The 15665-nt window shown below is 68.5% G+C and carries 16 protein-coding genes and 1 pseudogene; 14 read left to right on the forward strand and 3 right to left on the reverse strand.

Features of this window, described 5'->3' with window-relative positions:
* The first annotated feature begins 143 nt into the window (after positions 1-143).
* From AU195_RS21580 to AU195_RS21595, 4 genes are read left to right on the forward strand one after another with little or no spacing between them, the layout of a single operon-like run.
* Entirely contained in the window at positions 144-2426 is a 2283-nt protein-coding gene (locus tag AU195_RS21580; RefSeq protein WP_059161076.1) for a polyribonucleotide nucleotidyltransferase, read from the forward strand.
* A complete protein-coding gene (locus tag AU195_RS21585; protein ID WP_286149445.1) occupies positions 2404-3762 on the forward strand; it encodes a M16 family metallopeptidase in 1359 nt (452 codons plus the stop codon). Before AU195_RS21580 ends, AU195_RS21585 begins: the two co-directional genes overlap by 23 nt.
* 39 nt (positions 3763-3801) lie before the next feature.
* Positions 3802-4698 (forward strand): class A beta-lactamase, encoded by an 897-nt coding sequence (gene bla / locus AU195_RS21590; RefSeq protein ID WP_059161077.1) that lies wholly within the window; start codon positions 3802-3804, stop codon positions 4696-4698.
* Positions 4699-4702: 4 nt separating this feature from the next.
* On the forward strand, positions 4703-5098 hold the full coding sequence (locus tag AU195_RS21595) for a YchJ family protein (protein ID WP_059161078.1): 396 nt from the start codon (positions 4703-4705) through the stop codon (positions 5096-5098).
* Positions 5099-5101: 3 nt separating this feature from the next.
* Here the strand turns inward: AU195_RS21595 and ald are convergent, their stop codons facing one another.
* Positions 5102-6229 carry an alanine dehydrogenase gene (ald, locus tag AU195_RS21600; RefSeq protein WP_059161232.1) on the reverse strand — a complete coding sequence of 376 codons (1128 nt, stop codon included), beginning with the start codon at positions 6227-6229 and terminating at the stop codon, positions 5102-5104.
* Positions 6230-6317: 88 nt separating this feature from the next.
* Here ald and aldR point away from each other — a divergent pair, with 88 nt between their 5' ends.
* Positions 6318-6833 (forward strand): HTH-type transcriptional regulator AldR, encoded by a 516-nt coding sequence (gene aldR / locus AU195_RS21605; RefSeq protein ID WP_059161079.1) that lies wholly within the window; start codon positions 6318-6320, stop codon positions 6831-6833.
* 26 nt (positions 6834-6859) lie between these two features.
* Here the strand turns inward: aldR and AU195_RS26395 are convergent.
* Positions 6860-8198, reverse strand: a pseudogene (locus AU195_RS26395) (HNH endonuclease signature motif containing protein).
* 201 nt (positions 8199-8399) lie between these two features.
* On the opposite strand from AU195_RS26395, the gene dapB reads away from it, so the two are divergent.
* The 5 genes from dapB to AU195_RS21635 all read left to right on the forward strand — a co-directional run bounded on the left by dapB (position 8400) and on the right by AU195_RS21635 (position 11537).
* Entirely contained in the window at positions 8400-9137 is a 738-nt protein-coding gene (dapB, locus tag AU195_RS21615; RefSeq protein ID WP_059161080.1) for a 4-hydroxy-tetrahydrodipicolinate reductase, read from the forward strand.
* Positions 9134-9598 (forward strand): hypothetical protein, encoded by a 465-nt coding sequence (locus AU195_RS21620; RefSeq protein WP_059161081.1) that lies wholly within the window; start codon positions 9134-9136, stop codon positions 9596-9598. Before dapB ends, AU195_RS21620 begins: the two co-directional genes overlap by 4 nt.
* A 28-nt stretch (positions 9599-9626) precedes the next feature.
* Complete coding sequence (locus AU195_RS21625; RefSeq protein ID WP_059161082.1) at positions 9627-10088, forward strand: flavodoxin family protein; 462 nt, start codon at positions 9627-9629, stop codon at positions 10086-10088.
* A 118-nt stretch (positions 10089-10206) separates the two neighbouring features.
* Complete coding sequence (locus AU195_RS21630; protein WP_286149446.1) at positions 10207-10995, forward strand: SDR family NAD(P)-dependent oxidoreductase; 789 nt, start codon at positions 10207-10209, stop codon at positions 10993-10995.
* 83 nt (positions 10996-11078) lie between these two features.
* Positions 11079-11537, forward strand: coding sequence for a hypothetical protein (locus AU195_RS21635; protein WP_059161084.1), 459 nt, complete (start codon positions 11079-11081; stop codon positions 11535-11537).
* Here the strand turns inward: AU195_RS21635 and AU195_RS21640 are convergent.
* Positions 11534-12274, reverse strand: coding sequence for a dienelactone hydrolase family protein (locus AU195_RS21640; protein WP_059161085.1), 741 nt, complete (start codon positions 12272-12274; stop codon positions 11534-11536). The two genes, AU195_RS21635 and AU195_RS21640, sit on opposite strands and share 4 nt — an antisense overlap.
* On the opposite strand from AU195_RS21640, the gene AU195_RS21645 reads away from it, so the two are divergent.
* The 4 genes from AU195_RS21645 to thyX are packed head-to-tail and all read left to right on the forward strand — an operon-like array spanning position 12273 to position 15642.
* A complete protein-coding gene (locus tag AU195_RS21645) occupies positions 12273-13130 on the forward strand; it encodes a thymidylate synthase (RefSeq protein WP_059161086.1) in 858 nt (285 codons plus the stop codon). The two genes, AU195_RS21640 and AU195_RS21645, sit on opposite strands and share 2 nt — an antisense overlap.
* A complete protein-coding gene (locus AU195_RS21650; RefSeq protein WP_059161087.1) occupies positions 13127-13615 on the forward strand; it encodes a dihydrofolate reductase in 489 nt (162 codons plus the stop codon). Before AU195_RS21645 ends, AU195_RS21650 begins: the two co-directional genes overlap by 4 nt.
* A 49-nt stretch (positions 13616-13664) precedes the next feature.
* The gene (locus AU195_RS21655; RefSeq protein ID WP_059161233.1) at positions 13665-14885 is read left to right on the forward strand and encodes a winged helix-turn-helix domain-containing protein; all 1221 of its coding nucleotides are present in this window, start codon (positions 13665-13667) and stop codon (positions 14883-14885) included.
* Positions 14886-14889: 4 nt separating this feature from the next.
* On the forward strand, positions 14890-15642 hold the full coding sequence (gene thyX, locus AU195_RS21660; RefSeq protein WP_059161088.1) for an FAD-dependent thymidylate synthase: 753 nt from the start codon (positions 14890-14892) through the stop codon (positions 15640-15642).
* Positions 15643-15665: the final 23 nt, after the last annotated feature.

Genomic DNA, 15665 nt, shown 5'->3' on the forward strand with positions numbered 1-15665 from the left:
TGGCTGCCGGTGACCTGTGAGTCCCCGGCCGCTTCGATCGACGGCCGTAGCCGCATCAAGGCCGGTGGTCCATCCGCTGTGAGTGTTCCCGGCGTGACGACGCGAAACAGCTGAATGAATTCAGAGAGGCTGTACGGACGTCAATGTCTGTAGTTGAAATTGAAGACGGTGTGTACGAATCGACCGCCGTCATCGACAACGGGAGCTTCGGCACCCGCACCATCCGCTTCGAGACCGGCCGCTTGGCCCAGCAGGCGGCCGGCGCCGTCGTCGCCTACCTCGACGACGAGACCATGCTGCTGTCGGCCACGTCGGCCAGCAAGAGCCCGAAGGACCACTTCGACTTCTTCCCGCTGACCATCGACGTCGAGGAGCGGATGTACGCCGCGGGTCGCATTCCCGGCTCGTTCTTCCGTCGTGAGGGCCGTCCCTCCACCGACGCCATCCTGACCTGCCGGTTGATCGACCGTCCGCTGCGTCCGACGTTCGTCTCCGGGCTGCGCAACGAGATCCAGGTGGTCGTCACGGTGATGAGCCTGGATCCCAAGGATCTGTACGACGTGGTGGCCATCAACGCCGCCTCGGCGTCCACCCAGATCGCCGGCCTGCCGTTCTCCGGCCCGGTCGGCGGCGTGCGGGTCGCGCTGATCGACGGCCAGTGGGTCGCCTTCCCGACCGTCGAGCAGCTCGAGGGTGCGGTGTTCGACATGGTCGTCGCGGGCCGGGCGCTCGCCGACGGTGACGTCGCGATCATGATGGTCGAGGCCGAGGCCACCGACAAGGTCGTCGACCTGGTCGCCGGCGGTGCCCAGGCGCCCACCGAGACCGTCGTCGCCGAGGGTCTGGAGGCGGCCAAGCCGTTCATCGCCGCGCTGTGCGCCGCCCAGCAGGAGCTCGCCGAGCGCGCCGCCAAGCCGACCGCCGACTACCCGCTGTTCCCGGAGTACGGCGAGGACGTCTACTACGCGGTCGCCTCGGTGGCCACCGACGCCCTGTCGGAGGCGCTGACCATCGCGGGCAAGGAAGAGCGCAACAACCGCACCGACGAGATCAAGGTCGAGGTGCTCGGGCGGCTCGCCGAGCAGTACGCCGGCCGCGAGAAGGAGATCGGTGGGGCGTTCCGTTCGCTGACGAAGAAGCTTGTGCGCCAGCGCATCCTGACCGACCACTTCCGCATCGACGGCCGCGGTGTCACCGACATCCGTGCGCTGTCCGCTGAGGTCGCGATCGTGCCGCGGGCCCACGGCAGCGCGCTGTTCGAGCGTGGCGAGACCCAGATCCTGGGCGTCACCACCCTGGACATGGTGAAGATGGCCCAGCAGATCGACTCGCTGGGGCCGGAAACCAGCAAGCGCTACATGCACCACTACAACTTCCCGCCGTACTCGACCGGTGAGACCGGCCGCGTCGGTTCGCCCAAGCGCCGCGAGATCGGCCACGGTGCGCTCGCCGAGCGGGCCCTGATGCCGGTGCTGCCGAGCGTCGAGGAGTTCCCGTACGCGATCCGCCAGGTCTCCGAGGCGCTGAGCTCCAACGGTTCGACGTCGATGGGCTCGGTGTGCGCGTCGACGCTGTCGCTGCTGAACGCCGGTGTGCCGCTGAAGGCGCCCGTCGCCGGTATCGCGATGGGCCTGGTGTCCGACGACGTCGAGGTCGAGGGTGGTGGCGTCGAGAGACGCTTCGTGACGCTGACCGACATCCTCGGCGCCGAGGATGCGTTCGGCGACATGGACTTCAAGTGCGCGGGCACCAAGGACTTCGTCACCGCCCTGCAGCTGGACACCAAGCTCGACGGCATCCCGTCGCAGGTGCTGGCCGGGGCGCTGGCGCAGGCCAAGGACGCCCGGATCACGATCCTCGAGGTGATGGCCGAGGCCATCGACGCTCCGGACGAGATGAGCCCGTACGCCCCGCGGATCACCACGATCAAGGTCCCGGTCGACAAGATCGGCGAGGTCATCGGGCCCAAGGGCAAGATGATCAACTCGATCACCGAGGAGACCGGCGCGTCGATCTCCATCGAGGACGACGGCACCGTGTTCGTCGGCGCCTCCAACGGCGAGGCCGCCCAGGCCGCGATCGACAAGATCAACGCGATCGCCAACCCGCAGCTGCCCAAGATCGGTGAGCGGTTCCTCGGCACTGTGGTGAAGACGACCGACTTCGGCGCCTTCGTCTCGCTGCTGCCGGGCCGCGACGGTCTGGTGCACATCTCCAAGCTGGGACGCGGGAAGCGCATCGCCAAGGTCGAGGACGTGGCCAAGGTGGGCGACAAGCTGCGCGTGGAGATCGCCGACATCGACAATCGCGGCAAGATCTCCCTCGTCCTCGTCGCCGAGGAGGAGGCCGCCGCCAACGGTGCGGGCGACACCTCGGACAAGGCGGAGGCGCCCGCGACCGCCGATGCCGCCACGACCGGCAATTAGTCGGCAATCGCTGCGGCGCAGCACAGCAAGCGTGGAGGCGGCCACCGTGGATGACACCACGGTGCGCCGCACCACGCTGCCCGGCGGCCTGCGGGTGGTCACCGAGCGCATCCCGTCGGTGCGCTCCGCATCGGTCGGGGTGTGGGTCAACGTCGGATCCCGCGACGAGGGTCCGACGGTGGCCGGCGCCGCGCACTTCCTGGAACATCTGCTGTTCAAGTCGACGCCGACCCGCACCGCCGTGGACATCGCGCAGGCGGTGGACGCGGTCGGCGGCGAGTTGAACGCCTTCACCGCCCGCGAGCACACCTGCTACTACGCGCACGTGCTCGACGCCGACCTCGAGTTGGCGGTCGACCTCGTCGCCGACGTCGTGCTGCGGGGCCGGTGTGCTGTCGAGGACGTCGAGGTCGAGCGCGACGTGGTGCTCGAAGAGATCGCCATGCGCGACGACGATCCCGAGGACACACTCGGCGACGTCTTCCTGTCCGCGATGTTCGGCTCCCACCCGGTCGGTCGGCCCGTGATCGGCAGCATCGAGTCGATCGAGGCGATGACCCGCAACCAACTGCACTCCTTCCACGTCCGGCGCTATGTGCCCGAACGGATGGTGCTGGCGGTCGCCGGCAACGTCGAACACGACGACGTCGTGGCGTTGGCGCGGAAGCACTTCGGGCCCAGGCTGGTTCGTGGCCACTCGGCGGTGCCCCCGCGCAAGGGCACCGGGCGGGTGCCGGGACGCCCGACGTTGCAGCTGATCAACCGCGACGCCGAGCAGACCCATCTGTCGATGGGCGTGCGCACCCCCGGCCGGCACTGGGATCACCGGTGGGCGTTGTCCGTCCTCAACACCGCACTGGGCGGTGGGCTGAGTTCCCGGTTGTTCCAGGAGATCCGGGAGACCCGTGGCCTGGCGTACTCGGTGTACTCCACGGTGGACACGTTCTCCGACAGCGGAGCACTGTCGATCTACGCGGCGTGCCAACCGGAACGGTTCGACGAGGTGGTCCGGGTGACGACGGCCGTGCTCGAGGACGTGGCCCGCGACGGGATCTCCGAGTCGGAGTGCCGGATCGCGAAGGGGTCCTTGCGCGGTGGTTTGGTTCTCGGACTGGAGGATTCCGGTTCGCGCATGCACCGAATCGGCCGCAGTGAACTGAATTACGGTAAGCACCGCAGCATCGATTACACGCTCGAGCAGATCAGTGCGGTCACCCTCGACGAGGTCAACGCGGTCGCGCGGCAGCTGCTCACCCGGTCCTACGGTGCGGCGGTTCTGGGTCCGCACCGCACGAAAACGTCGCTGCCGAAGCCACTTCAGACCGTCGGTCGGTAACCCGTTGCGCCGGAGGCGGCGCCGTGATGACATCGAGGCATGGCCCACTCCGTCACCCGTAGAAGACTCCTGTCCGCCACCGCCGTGCTCGGCGGTGCGGCGGCGTTCGCCACGTACGCCGGCCGGCCCGCGTTCGCGCAACCGCCGGTTGGGGGCGTCGAAAACCTGGAACGCGCCAACAACGCGGTGATCGGGGTGTTCGCGCAAAATCTCGACACCGGTCGCACTGTGGCGCACCGGGCACAGGAGTCGTTCGCCATGTGCTCGACGTTCAAGGCCTACCTGGCGGCGCAGATCCTTCAACTCGTCGGGCGGGGTGAGCGGTCGCTCGACCAGAGGCTGTCCGTCAATGCGGCTGACCTCCAGCCCAATTCGCCGCGCACCGAACCACGGGTGGGTGGCGAGATGACGTTGACCGAACTGTGCCAGGCGATCCTGCAGGTCAGCGACAACGCCGCCGCGAACATCCTGCTGCGCAACGTGGGCGGGCCACCGGCGGTCACGGCGTTCGCCCGCGGCATCGGCGATCCGCGTTCACGCCTGGACCGGTATGAGATCGAGTTGAACTCGGCGGTCCCGGGGGATCCGCGGGACACCAGCACGCCCGAGGCGCTGGCGGGCGGGTTCCGGGCCATCCTGACCGGCGAAGCGCTCGCCCCACCCCAGCGCCGCCTGCTCGAGGATTGGATGCGGGCCAACGAGACGTCGAGCATGAGGGCGGGGCTGCCGCCGGGGTGGACCACTGCCGACAAGACCGGCAGCGGTGACTACGGCACCACCAACGACGTCGGCATCGCGTACGGCCCGCAAGGGCAGCGGCTGCTGCTTGCGGTCATGACGAAGACGGCCACCGACGATCCCGACGCCGAGAACATGCGGCCGTTGGTCGGCGAGGTGACCGCGGCGGTGTTCCCGGAGCTGTTGCGCCGCGGGTAGAACGTTGGCGAATCAGCAACCCACCGACCCGTGTCCGTGCGGCACCGGCGAGGCGTTCGCGCGGTGCTGCCTGCCGCTTCATGCGGGTGAGCGTCAGGCCGGCACCGCCGAAGAACTGATGCGGTCGCGCTACAGCGCCTATGCGGTCGGCGATCTCGACTATGTCTGGCGGACCTGGCATCCGCGCACCCGTCCCGCCGCGCTGACCCCGGATGCGGACCTGCAGTGGATCGGCCTGGAGATCGTCGACGTGACCGGTGGTGGGCGCGGCGAGGACACCGGGGAAGTGGAGTTCCGTGCGCACTACCGCCGGGGCCGGCGAGGCGGCGCCCTCCACGAGCGGTCCCGGTTCGCCGTTCGGGCCGGGCGCTGGTTCTACGTCGACGGCGACGTCGACTGACGGTCAGGCGAGAACGGTCGCCGGATCGGTGAAGGGCAGTTCCAGGTCGGCGGCAACCTGTTCGCTGAGCAGCGCGCCGGCGTGGGTGGACAGGCCCTTGGCCAGCGCGGGGTCGGCCTGGCAGGCGGCTCGCCAACCCTTGTCGGCCAGCTTGAGCACGTACGGCATGGTGGCGTTGGTCAGCGCGAACGTCGACGTGCGTGGCACGGCCCCCGGCATGTTGGCCACGCAGTAGAACACCGTGTCGTGCACCGCGAAGGTCGGATCGTCGTGGGTGGTGGGCCGGGAGTCCTCGAAGCAGCCGCCCTGATCGATTGCGATGTCGACCAGCACGGCGCCCGACTTCATTTGCGCGACAGTCGAATTGGTGACCAGCTTGGGGGCCTTGGCGCCGGGGATCAGTACGGCGCCGATCACCAGGTCCGCCTGCTTGACGGCCTCGTCCAGCTCGAGGCGCGAGGAGTACCGGGTCTCGATGGCGCCGCCGTACTCGGCATCGATCTTGCGCAGGATGTTGATGTTGAGGTCGAAGACGGTGACGTGCGCGCCCATACCCCAGGCCACGGCGGCGGCGTTGTCGCCGGCCATACCGCCGCCGATCACCACGACCTTGGCCGGGGCGACGCCGGGGACGCCACCCATCAGCACACCGCGGCCACCCTGGGTGCGCATCAGGTGGTAGGCGCCGACCTGGGCGGAGAGCCGGCCGGCCACTTCGCTCATCGGTGCCAGCAGGGGCAGGGCTGTCGATCCGTCCGAGCCGACGGTCTGCACGGTCTCGTAGGCGATGGACGTGGTGCCGGAGGCCAGCAGGGCGTCGGTGCAGGGCTTCGACGCGGCCAGATGCAGGTAGGTGAACAGGGTCTGGCCCTCGCGCATCCGGGAGTACTCGGGCTCGATCGGTTCTTTGACCTTCAGCAGGAGGTCGGCCTCGGCCCACACCTGGTCGGCGTGGGTGACGAGTTGGGCGCCGGCCGCTTTGAAGTCGGCGTCGGAGATGGCAGACCCGTCGCCTGCGCCGGATTGGATCAGCACATCGTGACCGCGGTTGGTCAGTTCCGCCACGCCCGCGGGCGTGATGGCGACGCGGTACTCGTTGTTCTTGATCTCGGTCGGGATCCCGACGCGCATGATGCTCCTCACGTAGACGTTGCTAAAATTGTGAAGAAACTTCGATCTGAGCACAATCGCAATGACGAGTATTCGGTATATTGGTGCGATGCCTGAAGGATCGACGAACCCAGGGCTCACGGCGGTGCGCCCGTCGAAGAATGTTCGGCCCGCGGACATCGACGAAGTCGACCGCCGCATCCTCACCGCGCTGCACGCCGACGCCCGGATCTCCAACAGCGCCCTGGCCGAGTCGATCGGGATCGCACCGTCGACCTGTCACGGTCGCGTCCGTCGGCTCCAGGAACTCGGGGTGATCCGGGGGTTCTACACCGACATCAACCCGGCGGCCTTGGGCCTGTCCCTCCAGGCGATGATCTCGGTGACCCTGCAGTCGAATGCCCGGGGCAGGATCCTCGACTTCATCCAGCACATCCGCAGCAGGCCGCAGGTGATGGACGTGTACTTCCTCGCCGGCGCCGACGATTTCATTCTTCATGTCGCGGCGCGGGACACCGAGGACCTGCGGGCGTTCGTCGTCGAGAACCTCAACGCCGACACGGATGTGGCCGGGACGCAGACGTCGCTGATCTTCGAGCACCTGCGAGGCGCATCGCCGTTGTAGGTGAGCAATCGGTCCGAAGCCCAGCGCTATTCGGGGTCTCCGCCCTCGTCGTCGCCCTCGGTGAGGTAGCGGTGGGGGTGGAAGTGGTTGTTGGTTCGTGACTGGCCGGTGTCGTGGTGTTCGGGCGGGATCCAGTGAGTGCGGCCGTCGCCGGGGCGTTCGGTGGTCCACCCGGTCTTCTCGATGAGCAGGTTGGCGGGTTGGCAGGCCAGGGTGAGGGTGTCGATGTCGGTGCGCCCGTCTTGGGCGTAGTCGTCAGTGTGGTGGGCTTCGGTCCAGTAGAACGGCACGGTGCAGTGGGGGTGGGTGCAGCCACGATCCCTTGCGAAGAGGGCGAGGCGTTGGGCGGTGGTGGCGGTGCGTTTGGCGCGGCCGAGGTAGAGGAGTTCTTCGGTGTGGTCGTCGAACACGGCCAGGTAGTGCCGGGACGTGGCGGCCATGCGGATGAGGTCGCGGATGGGGATGCGGTTGCCGCCGCCGGTGTGGGCCCAGCCGGCGGCGCGTTCGAGTTCGTTGAGCGTGGTGCCGGCGACGATGCTGGCGGGTACCCCGGCGACCTGGCCCAGCGAGCCGGAGGCGATCGCGTCGCCCATCACCCGGGTGAGGGCGTCTGGTGGCGTTGGCCCGGGGTGCGGTCGTCGCGCCCGGTGGCGGCGTCGTCGTGAGGAACGTTCGCGCCGGGGGCGGCGTATTTGGCGGCGATGACGTCCCGAGGGCGCGCGCTTCGGGGGTGAGCCAGCCTTCGATGCGGCTCATCCCGTCGGCCTGCTGGCGCCCGACCCGGATCTCGCGGCGCCGTTGGTGGGTGTGGTGGTCGGGTTCGGTGCCGTCCTGGTCGATGAACCCCAACAGGGTTTCGGCGACCTTCTTGAACTGGTCGGGACGTAACTCGATGGCGTGGGTGACGAGGTCGCGTTCGTAGTCGTCGCGGCGGGCGGCCGACACCCACACTGGCAGCTTCTTGACGAAGTCTTGGATGACCCGCACATGCGCGGTCCCGATGTCGCCGCGGGCCACCGCGGCAGCGGTGTGGGCGAGTTCGGTTTGGACGCGTTCCCCGAGAATAGTGAAGCGTGGGCCTAGTTGGGCGGCGTCGTTCACGCGGTCCCGGGCATCTGTGACCGTGATGCGTAGGTGGTTGGCCAACAGTTCGCGGATCGAGGTCGCACCCAGGGTGTGGGGGTCGGCGTCGATCAGGCGGGCGGTCAGCCGGTGCTCCACCGACGGGACCGCCCAGACGGCTTGTTTGATGCGGTCGAGTTCGACCACCACCTGCGGGTGGGACAGGTCGTCGAGGGGAACGGTCTGTAGGTCGGCGACCGCCGCCCGCAGGCGGTCGACCGCTGCGCTGAAAGCCCCATCCATGCCTCGAACAGTAGTTCGAGGGTCCGACAAAACCGCCCGCGATGTGACGGTTGAAACCATTGTGGCGCAGGTTGCTTCGAGCCTGTCGCGAGCGTGCGCAAACTGCTGCGCAAGCCGCGGCGCGTCGGGTGCAGACACGCACCCTCGCGCGGAGAGGTGACGACGGGGAGGTGCGTGAGGCCGAACTACTAGGGTGAGCGCATGCGAGTAGGCGTGCTGGGTTCGAAAGGCAAGGTCGGAGCGACGATGGTGCAGGCGGTCGAGGCCGCCGACGATCTCACGTTCACCGCTGGGGTCGATGCCGGTGATCCGCTCAGCGCGCTCGTCGACACCCAGACTGACGCCGTCATCGACTTCACCCACCCCAGTGTGGTGATGGACAACCTGAAGTTCCTCATCGACAACGGCATTCACGCGGTCGTCGGCACCACCGGCTTCACCGACGAGCGTATCGCGCAGGTGCAGGACTGGCTGGCGGCAAAGGCCGAGTCGGCCGTCCTGATCGCGCCCAATTTCGCGATCGGCGCCGTCCTGTCCATGCATTTCGCCCAGCAGGCAGCACGGTTCTTCGAGTCGGTCGAGGTGATCGAACTGCACCACCCGCACAAGGCGGACGCCCCGTCGGGCACGGCGGCCCGCACCGCGAAACTCATCGCCGCCGCGCGAAAAGACATGCCGCCCAACCCCGATGCCACCAGCACCGGCCTGGAGGGGGCCCGCGGCGCGGACGTCGACGGTATTCCCGTGCACTCGATCCGGCTCGCCGGTCTCGTCGCGCACCAGGAAGTCCTGTTCGGCACGCAGGGGGAGACGCTGACCATCCGGCACGACAGCATCGACCGCACCTCCTTCGTCCCCGGAGTCCTGCTCGCGGTGCGCAAGGTGTCCGAGCGCCCAGGCCTGACCATCGGCATCGAACCGCTTCTCGATCTGACATGACCGACGACCGGCGCGCCCTGCGCACCCAGGTGCTCATCGCCCTCATGTGCGTTGCGCTCGTCGTCTATTTCCTCCTTCTGGGCCGGATCGCGTTCGCGTTCATCAGCTCGGGAGAACCGGCGGCGATCGGACTGGGTGTCGCGCTGTTGGCGCTGCCGTTGATCGGTATCTGGGTCATGGTCAGCACCCTGCAGGCCGGCCTCGCCCACCAGCGGTTGGTGCGGTTGGCCCGGGAGCAGGAGATGGACCTCGACGTGAGCGACCTGCCGCGTCGCCCGTCCGGCCGGATCGAACGGGACGCCGCCGACGCGCTGTTCGACGTCGTGCGGAGCGAACTGCAGGAGGATCCGAACAACTGGATCCGGTGGTACCGCCTCGCGCGGGCGTACGACTACGCCGGCGATCGGGGCCGGGCTCGCGCTGCCATGCGCAGGGCCGTCGAACTGCAGGAGGGCCGATGAGCGCTCGCGCGAAGAGGAGACGGTCCCGATGAGCGCTCGCGCGACCCTGCTGATCATCCACCACACTCCGTCACCTCATTGCCAGGAGATGCTGGAGGCGGTCGTGGCCGGTGCAACCGATCCCGAGATCGAAGGCGTGGAGGTCATTCGGCGACAGGCGCTCATCGTCTCGCCGGTCGAGATGCTGGAGGCCGACGGTTACGTGCTGGGCACCCCGGTCAACCTCGGGTACATGTCGGGGGCCCTCAAGCACGCGTTCGACCAGTCCTACTATCAGCTGCTCGACACCGCCGCCGGCCGACCGTTCGGCGTCTATCTCCACGGCAACGAGGGCACCGAAGGCGCCGAGCGTGCCCTGGACGGAATCACCTCAGGGTTGGGGTGGGAGCGTGTCGCCGAGACCGTCGTCGTGTCAGGCAAACCGGCGAAAGCTGATGTCGAAGGGTGCTGGAACCTCGGCGCCACGGTCGCCGCTCGGCTGATGGGATAGCCGGGTCCGCGTCGCTGGACGACCAATCAGCCGATTAGCGCGGCCGAAGCGCTGCATCACTGGCACTGTTCACGGTGCACGAGGTTGCCCGGCGGCGGCGAACTCGTTCCTGCGGCGGATGTGGAGCAGAGTCGTGACTCAAGGACCCGGACGTGTCCTCGGCAAGTCGACGGTGATCACCGGGGCGGCGATGGGCATCGGGCGGGCGACCGCCGAGGTCTTCGCCCGCGAAGGCGCACGTCTGATCGTGACCGACATCCAACGTGAACCGCTGCTCGGGTTGGCTGATGAATTGCGCCGTGGCGGTGCCGAAGTCGAGACGGTCGTCGGTGATGTCTCGGTCGAGGAGGACGCGCGTCGGATGATCGCGGCCGCAAGCGATCGTTACGGACGGCTCGACGTGCTCGTTGCCAACGCCGGCATCATTCCGCTCGGCGACGCGACGGAGGTGACTGCCGCCGGCTGGGACGAAGTCATGGCAATCGATGGGCGCGGCATGTTCCTCACCTGCAAATTCGCGATCGAAGCGATGGTGTCGACCGGTGGTGGTGCCGTCGTCTGCCTCTCGTCGATCTCGGGGCTGGCCGGCCAGAAGCGTCAGGCGGCCTACGGACCGGCCAAGTTCGTCGCCACCGGCCTGACCAAGCACCTGGCGGTCGAGTGGGCTGACCGCGGAATCCGAGTGAATGCCGTTGCGCCGGGGACGATCCGGACAGAGCGGGTCAATCGGCTTCCGGAGGAGCCGGGCGGTTCGGAATACCTCGCCGACATCCAGCGCATGCACCCGATGGGCCGACTTGGTGAACCGGCTGAGGTCGCTCGCGTCATCGCCTTTCTGGCCTCCGACGAGGCGTCGTTCGTCACCGGCGCCGTGGTGCCCGTCGACGGCGGATTCCTGGCGCAATAGCGTGCTGGAGATCAGGGGCCACCGTGGCCGCGACATCGATGGACGGATCCTGACCCACAGTGACCGAAGAAAGGGATGAACGAATGCCGGGTATCGCCGAGATCGCCCTGGGCGCAGCTCCCATCGCAGGTGGTGCGCTGCTCGGTATCGCAGCGGGCAATCTGCGAGGCCCCGACATCCGCGGCATGATCGCCAAGGACATGGAACTGCTCGAACGCATTCCGGCCGAACAGATCGAGCTTCGGGAACGTCTCAAGCGCAGCATCGACCAGCGCATCGAGGACCTCGTCACCACGGCCGAACGCGGCCGTGAACTGCGGATGGCGGCCATGTCCTACGAGGGCAACTGGCGCGACATCATCGTGTTCGTCTGCGCGGTCCTGTTCACGATCGTGTGGTGGAACGTCAGCCATGACCGCGCCAACTGGCTGGTGATGTTCATCGTGCTGATCGTGTTGTCGATCGTCGCCGGGGTGTATGCGGCGCGCGGTCTACTGCGCGCGCTGGGCAAGACTTCGCGCACCCGCCATGGCGCCGCCTAATCCGGCAGCGACCTCGCGAACAACTCCTGCAGCGCGATCCAGTGCCGCTGCGCCGCCTCCTCGTCGTACGGAGCGTTGTCCGGCACGGCGAAACCGTGGCCGGCCGGATAGATCTCCACCGTGTGCTGCACACCCGCCGCGGTGAGCGCCTTGTCGAGCGTCTCGGCCTGTTCGGTGGTGAACGACTTGTCGTTCTCGGCGCCGGCCACATAGACGGTCCCGGTGATGCGGTCGGCCAGCAGGTGGGGGCTCGTCTCGTCGTCGGTGACCAGCCCTCCGCCGTGGAACGATCCGGCCGCGGCCACCCGGTCGGGGACCCGGCCCGCCACGATCAGCGACGTCCGCCCGCCCATGCAGTACCCGCACACCCCGAACCGGTCGCCGCGCACCTCGGGCCGCCCGGCGAGGAAGTCGAAGAAGGCGGTGGCGTCGGTGGCCATCTTGTCCGGGGTGACGGAGCCGATCATCCCGAACAGCCGTCGGCGTTCGGCCTGGTCGCCGAACACCGTGCGCATGTCGAACGGCGCCCATTCGCCGCTGCGGTAGTACACGTCCGGCAGCAGGACGGCGTGGCCGAATCCGGCCAGACGGTCGGCCATCTCGTGAAACGTGGGACGGACGCCGCCGGCGTCGGGATACATCACCACACCCGACCACGGTCCGGGTCCGTTCGGCGTGTGCAGGGTGACGGGGCAGTCGCCATCCGGCGTCGTCACGGTCGCAGTGATACTCGGCATGCCATCCGTTCTACTCGCCGCCTCTGGAAGTAAGCTGACCGACGTGCCGATCTCCGGGCCGATCCCCACGCCCTACGAGGACCTGCTGCGTCTCGTGTTCGAGCGCGGCACACCGAAAGCGGACCGCACCGGCACCGGAACCCGCAGCCTGTTCGGTCACCAGATGCGCTACGACCTGGGCGCCGGCTTCCCGCTCATCACCACCAAGAAGGTGCACCTCAAGTCGCTGGTTTACGAGCTGCTGTGGTTCCTGCGCGGCGACTCCAACGTGCGCTGGCTGCAGGATCACGGGGTCACGATCTGGGACGAATGGGCCAGCGAGACCGGCGACCTCGGCCCCGTCTACGGGGTGCAGTGGCGGTCGTGGCCGACGCCGTCGGGCGGGCACGTCGACCAGATCAGCGCGGCCATCGACCTGCTCAGGACCGACCCGGACTCCCGCCGCAACATCGTCTCGGCGTGGAACGTCGGGGAGATCCCGCAGATGGCGCTGCCGCCCTGCCACGCGTTCTTCCAGTTCTACGTCGCCGACGGCCGGCTCTCGTGTCAGCTCTATCAGCGCAGCGCGGACCTGTTCCTCGGGGTGCCGTTCAACATCGCCAGCTATGCCCTGCTCACGCACATGATGGCCGCACAGGCCGGGCTCGGTGTCGGGGAGTTCATCTGGACCGGCGGTGACTGTCACATCTATGACAACCACGTCGAGCAGGTGACGGAGCAGCTCGCCCGTGAACCGCGGCCCTATCCCGAACTTGTTCTCGCGCAACGTAGTTCGATCTTCGACTACACTTATGAGGACATCGTCGTCAAGAACTATGACCCGCATCCGGCGATCAAAGCGCCGGTGGCGGTATGACCGTCGGGCTCATCTGGGCGCAGTCCACCTCGGGCGTGATCGGACGCGACGGCGGGATCCCGTGGCGGCTGCCCGAGGATCTGGCCCGGTTCAAGGAGATCACCCTCGGTCACCCGGTGGTGATGGGCCGGCTCACCTGGGAATCGTTGCCCCCGCGGGTGCGGCCGCTCCCCGGGCGCAAGAACGTCGTACTCACCCGGCGGCCCGACTACCTGGCCGAGGGAGCGGAGGTCGTGACGAGCCTCGACGACGCGTTGGGCGACGAGGAGACGTGGGTGATCGGCGGCGAGCGCGTCTACGCGCTGGCGCTCACCCGGGCCACGCGGTGCGAGGTCACCGAGGTCGAGATCGAACTGCACCGTCAGGACGCGGACGCGGTGGCGCCCGTACTGGGAGAGGCCTGGGTCGGTACCACGGGGGATTGGCTGACCAGTACCTCCGGCCTGCGGTACCGGTTCCACAGCTACCAGCGCGCCACCGCCTGACGGCACTCTCGGAACACAATTTGTCGGTGCGGTGGGCGACGATGTGCTGATGGCTGCCTCCCTCACCGGCGCCCAGGCCCGCCGGATCGCCGTCGCCGCGCAGGGGTTCACCGAACCCAAGCCGCGCGGTCCGGTCACGCGTGCGCACCTGCGCAGGCTGATCAACCGCATCCAGGTGCTGCAGCTCGATTCGGTGTCGGTGGCGGTCCGGGCCCACTACGCACCGGTGTTCAGCCGGCTCGGCCCCTACGACAGCCGGGTGCTCGACGGCGCCGCCTGGTCGCATTCGGCGCGCGCGCCGCGGCTGCTGGTCGAGTACTGGGCACACGAGGCCGCGCTGATGGCCGTCGACGACTGGCCGCTGCTGCGGTGGCGGATGCGCGAATACACCCACGGCCGGTGGGGCACCCACATCGTCAAGGCCAACCCCCAACTTGTCGAGGACGTCGTCGAGGCGGTCACCGCGCTCGGACCCGCCACCGCGGGCCAGATCGAGGAATACCTCGGCGCTGAACAACGCGGCCGCAAAGGGCCGTGGTGGGATCGCAGCGACACCAAGTGGGTGACCGAGGCGCTGTTCGCCTCCGGTGTGCTCACCACCGCGACGCGCGTCGGCTTCGCCCGCCACTACGACCTGACCGAGCGGGTGCTGCCCGCTGACGTGGTGGCCCGTCAGGTCGACGACGACGAGGCGGTACGTGAGCTGTGTCTGCGCGCGGCCGGGGCGTTGGGGGTGGCCACCGAGGCCGACATCCGCGATTACTTCCGGCTCGCCGCCAAACAGGTCAAACCGGCGATCGCGGGTCTGGTCGCCGCCGGTGAGCTCGAGCCGGTCGAGGTCGACGGCTGGCCGGCGCCGGCGTATCTGCGCGCCGGACGGATCGTTCCGCGCGTCGACCGGGGAACGGCGCTGCTGTGCCCGTTCGACCCGCTGATCTTCTTCCGCCCACGCGTCGAACGGCTCTTCGGCTTCCACTACCGCATCGAGATCTACACGCCGGCGGCCAAGCGGCAGTACGGCTACTACGTGTGGCCGTTCCTGCTCGACGGCCGGCTGGTCGGGCGCGTCGACCTCAAGGCGGAGCGGGCCCGCGACGCGCTGCATGTGGTGGGGGCGTTCGCCGAACCCGGGGAGTACCGGGTGCGGGTGGCCACGGCGCTGGCGGCCGAGCTGAAGACGATGGCGGAGTGGCTGGGGCTGTCCGACGTCACGGTCGGGGAACGCGGTGACCTGGCCGAGGTCCTGCGCCGGTCCGCCGCGTTAGGGTGACGCCGTGGCCGAGACCGCGCCGCTGCGCGTGCAGCTGATCGCCAAGACCGAGTTCACGGCGCCACCCGACGTGCCGTGGGACACCGACGCCGACGGCGGGTCCGCGCTCGTCGAGTTCGCCGGCCGCGCCTGCTACCAGAGCTGGTCCAAGCCCAACCCCCGCACGGCGACCAACGCCTCGTACCTGCGCCACATCATCGACGTCGGGCACCTCTCGGTCCTCGAGCACGCGTCGGTGTCCTTCTACATCACCGGGATCTCGCGGTCCTGCACACACGAGCTGATCCGGCACCGGCACTTCTCGTACTCGCAGCTCTCGCAGCGCTACGTGCCCGAGAACGACGCGCAGGTCGTGGTCCCGCCCGGCATCGACGGCGACGCCGAACTCGAGGAGATCTTCACCGCGGCGGCCGATGCGAGCCGCGCCGCCTACACCGAACTGCTCGCGAAGTTGGAGGACAGGCTCGCCGACATGCCCAACGCCACGCTGCGCCGCAAACAGGCCAGGCAGGCGGCGCGGGCGGTGCTGCCGAACGCCACCGAGACCCGCATCGTCGTCACCGGCAACTACCGCGCCTGGCGCCATTTCATAGCGATGCGGGCCAGCGAGCACGCCGACCTCGAGATTCGCCGGCTGGCCATCGCCTGCCTGCGGGAACTGGTCACCGCCGCGCCCTCGGTGTTCGCCGACTTCGAGATCTACGCGCTGTCCGACGGCACGGAGGTGGCGACAACCCCGCTCGTCACCGAGGCGTGAGGTCAAGCGGGTAATCTTGTCAC

This window comes from Mycobacterium sp. IS-1496 (assembly GCF_001499995.1).
In the GTDB taxonomy this organism is placed as follows: Bacteria; Actinomycetota; Actinomycetes; order Mycobacteriales; family Mycobacteriaceae; genus Mycobacterium.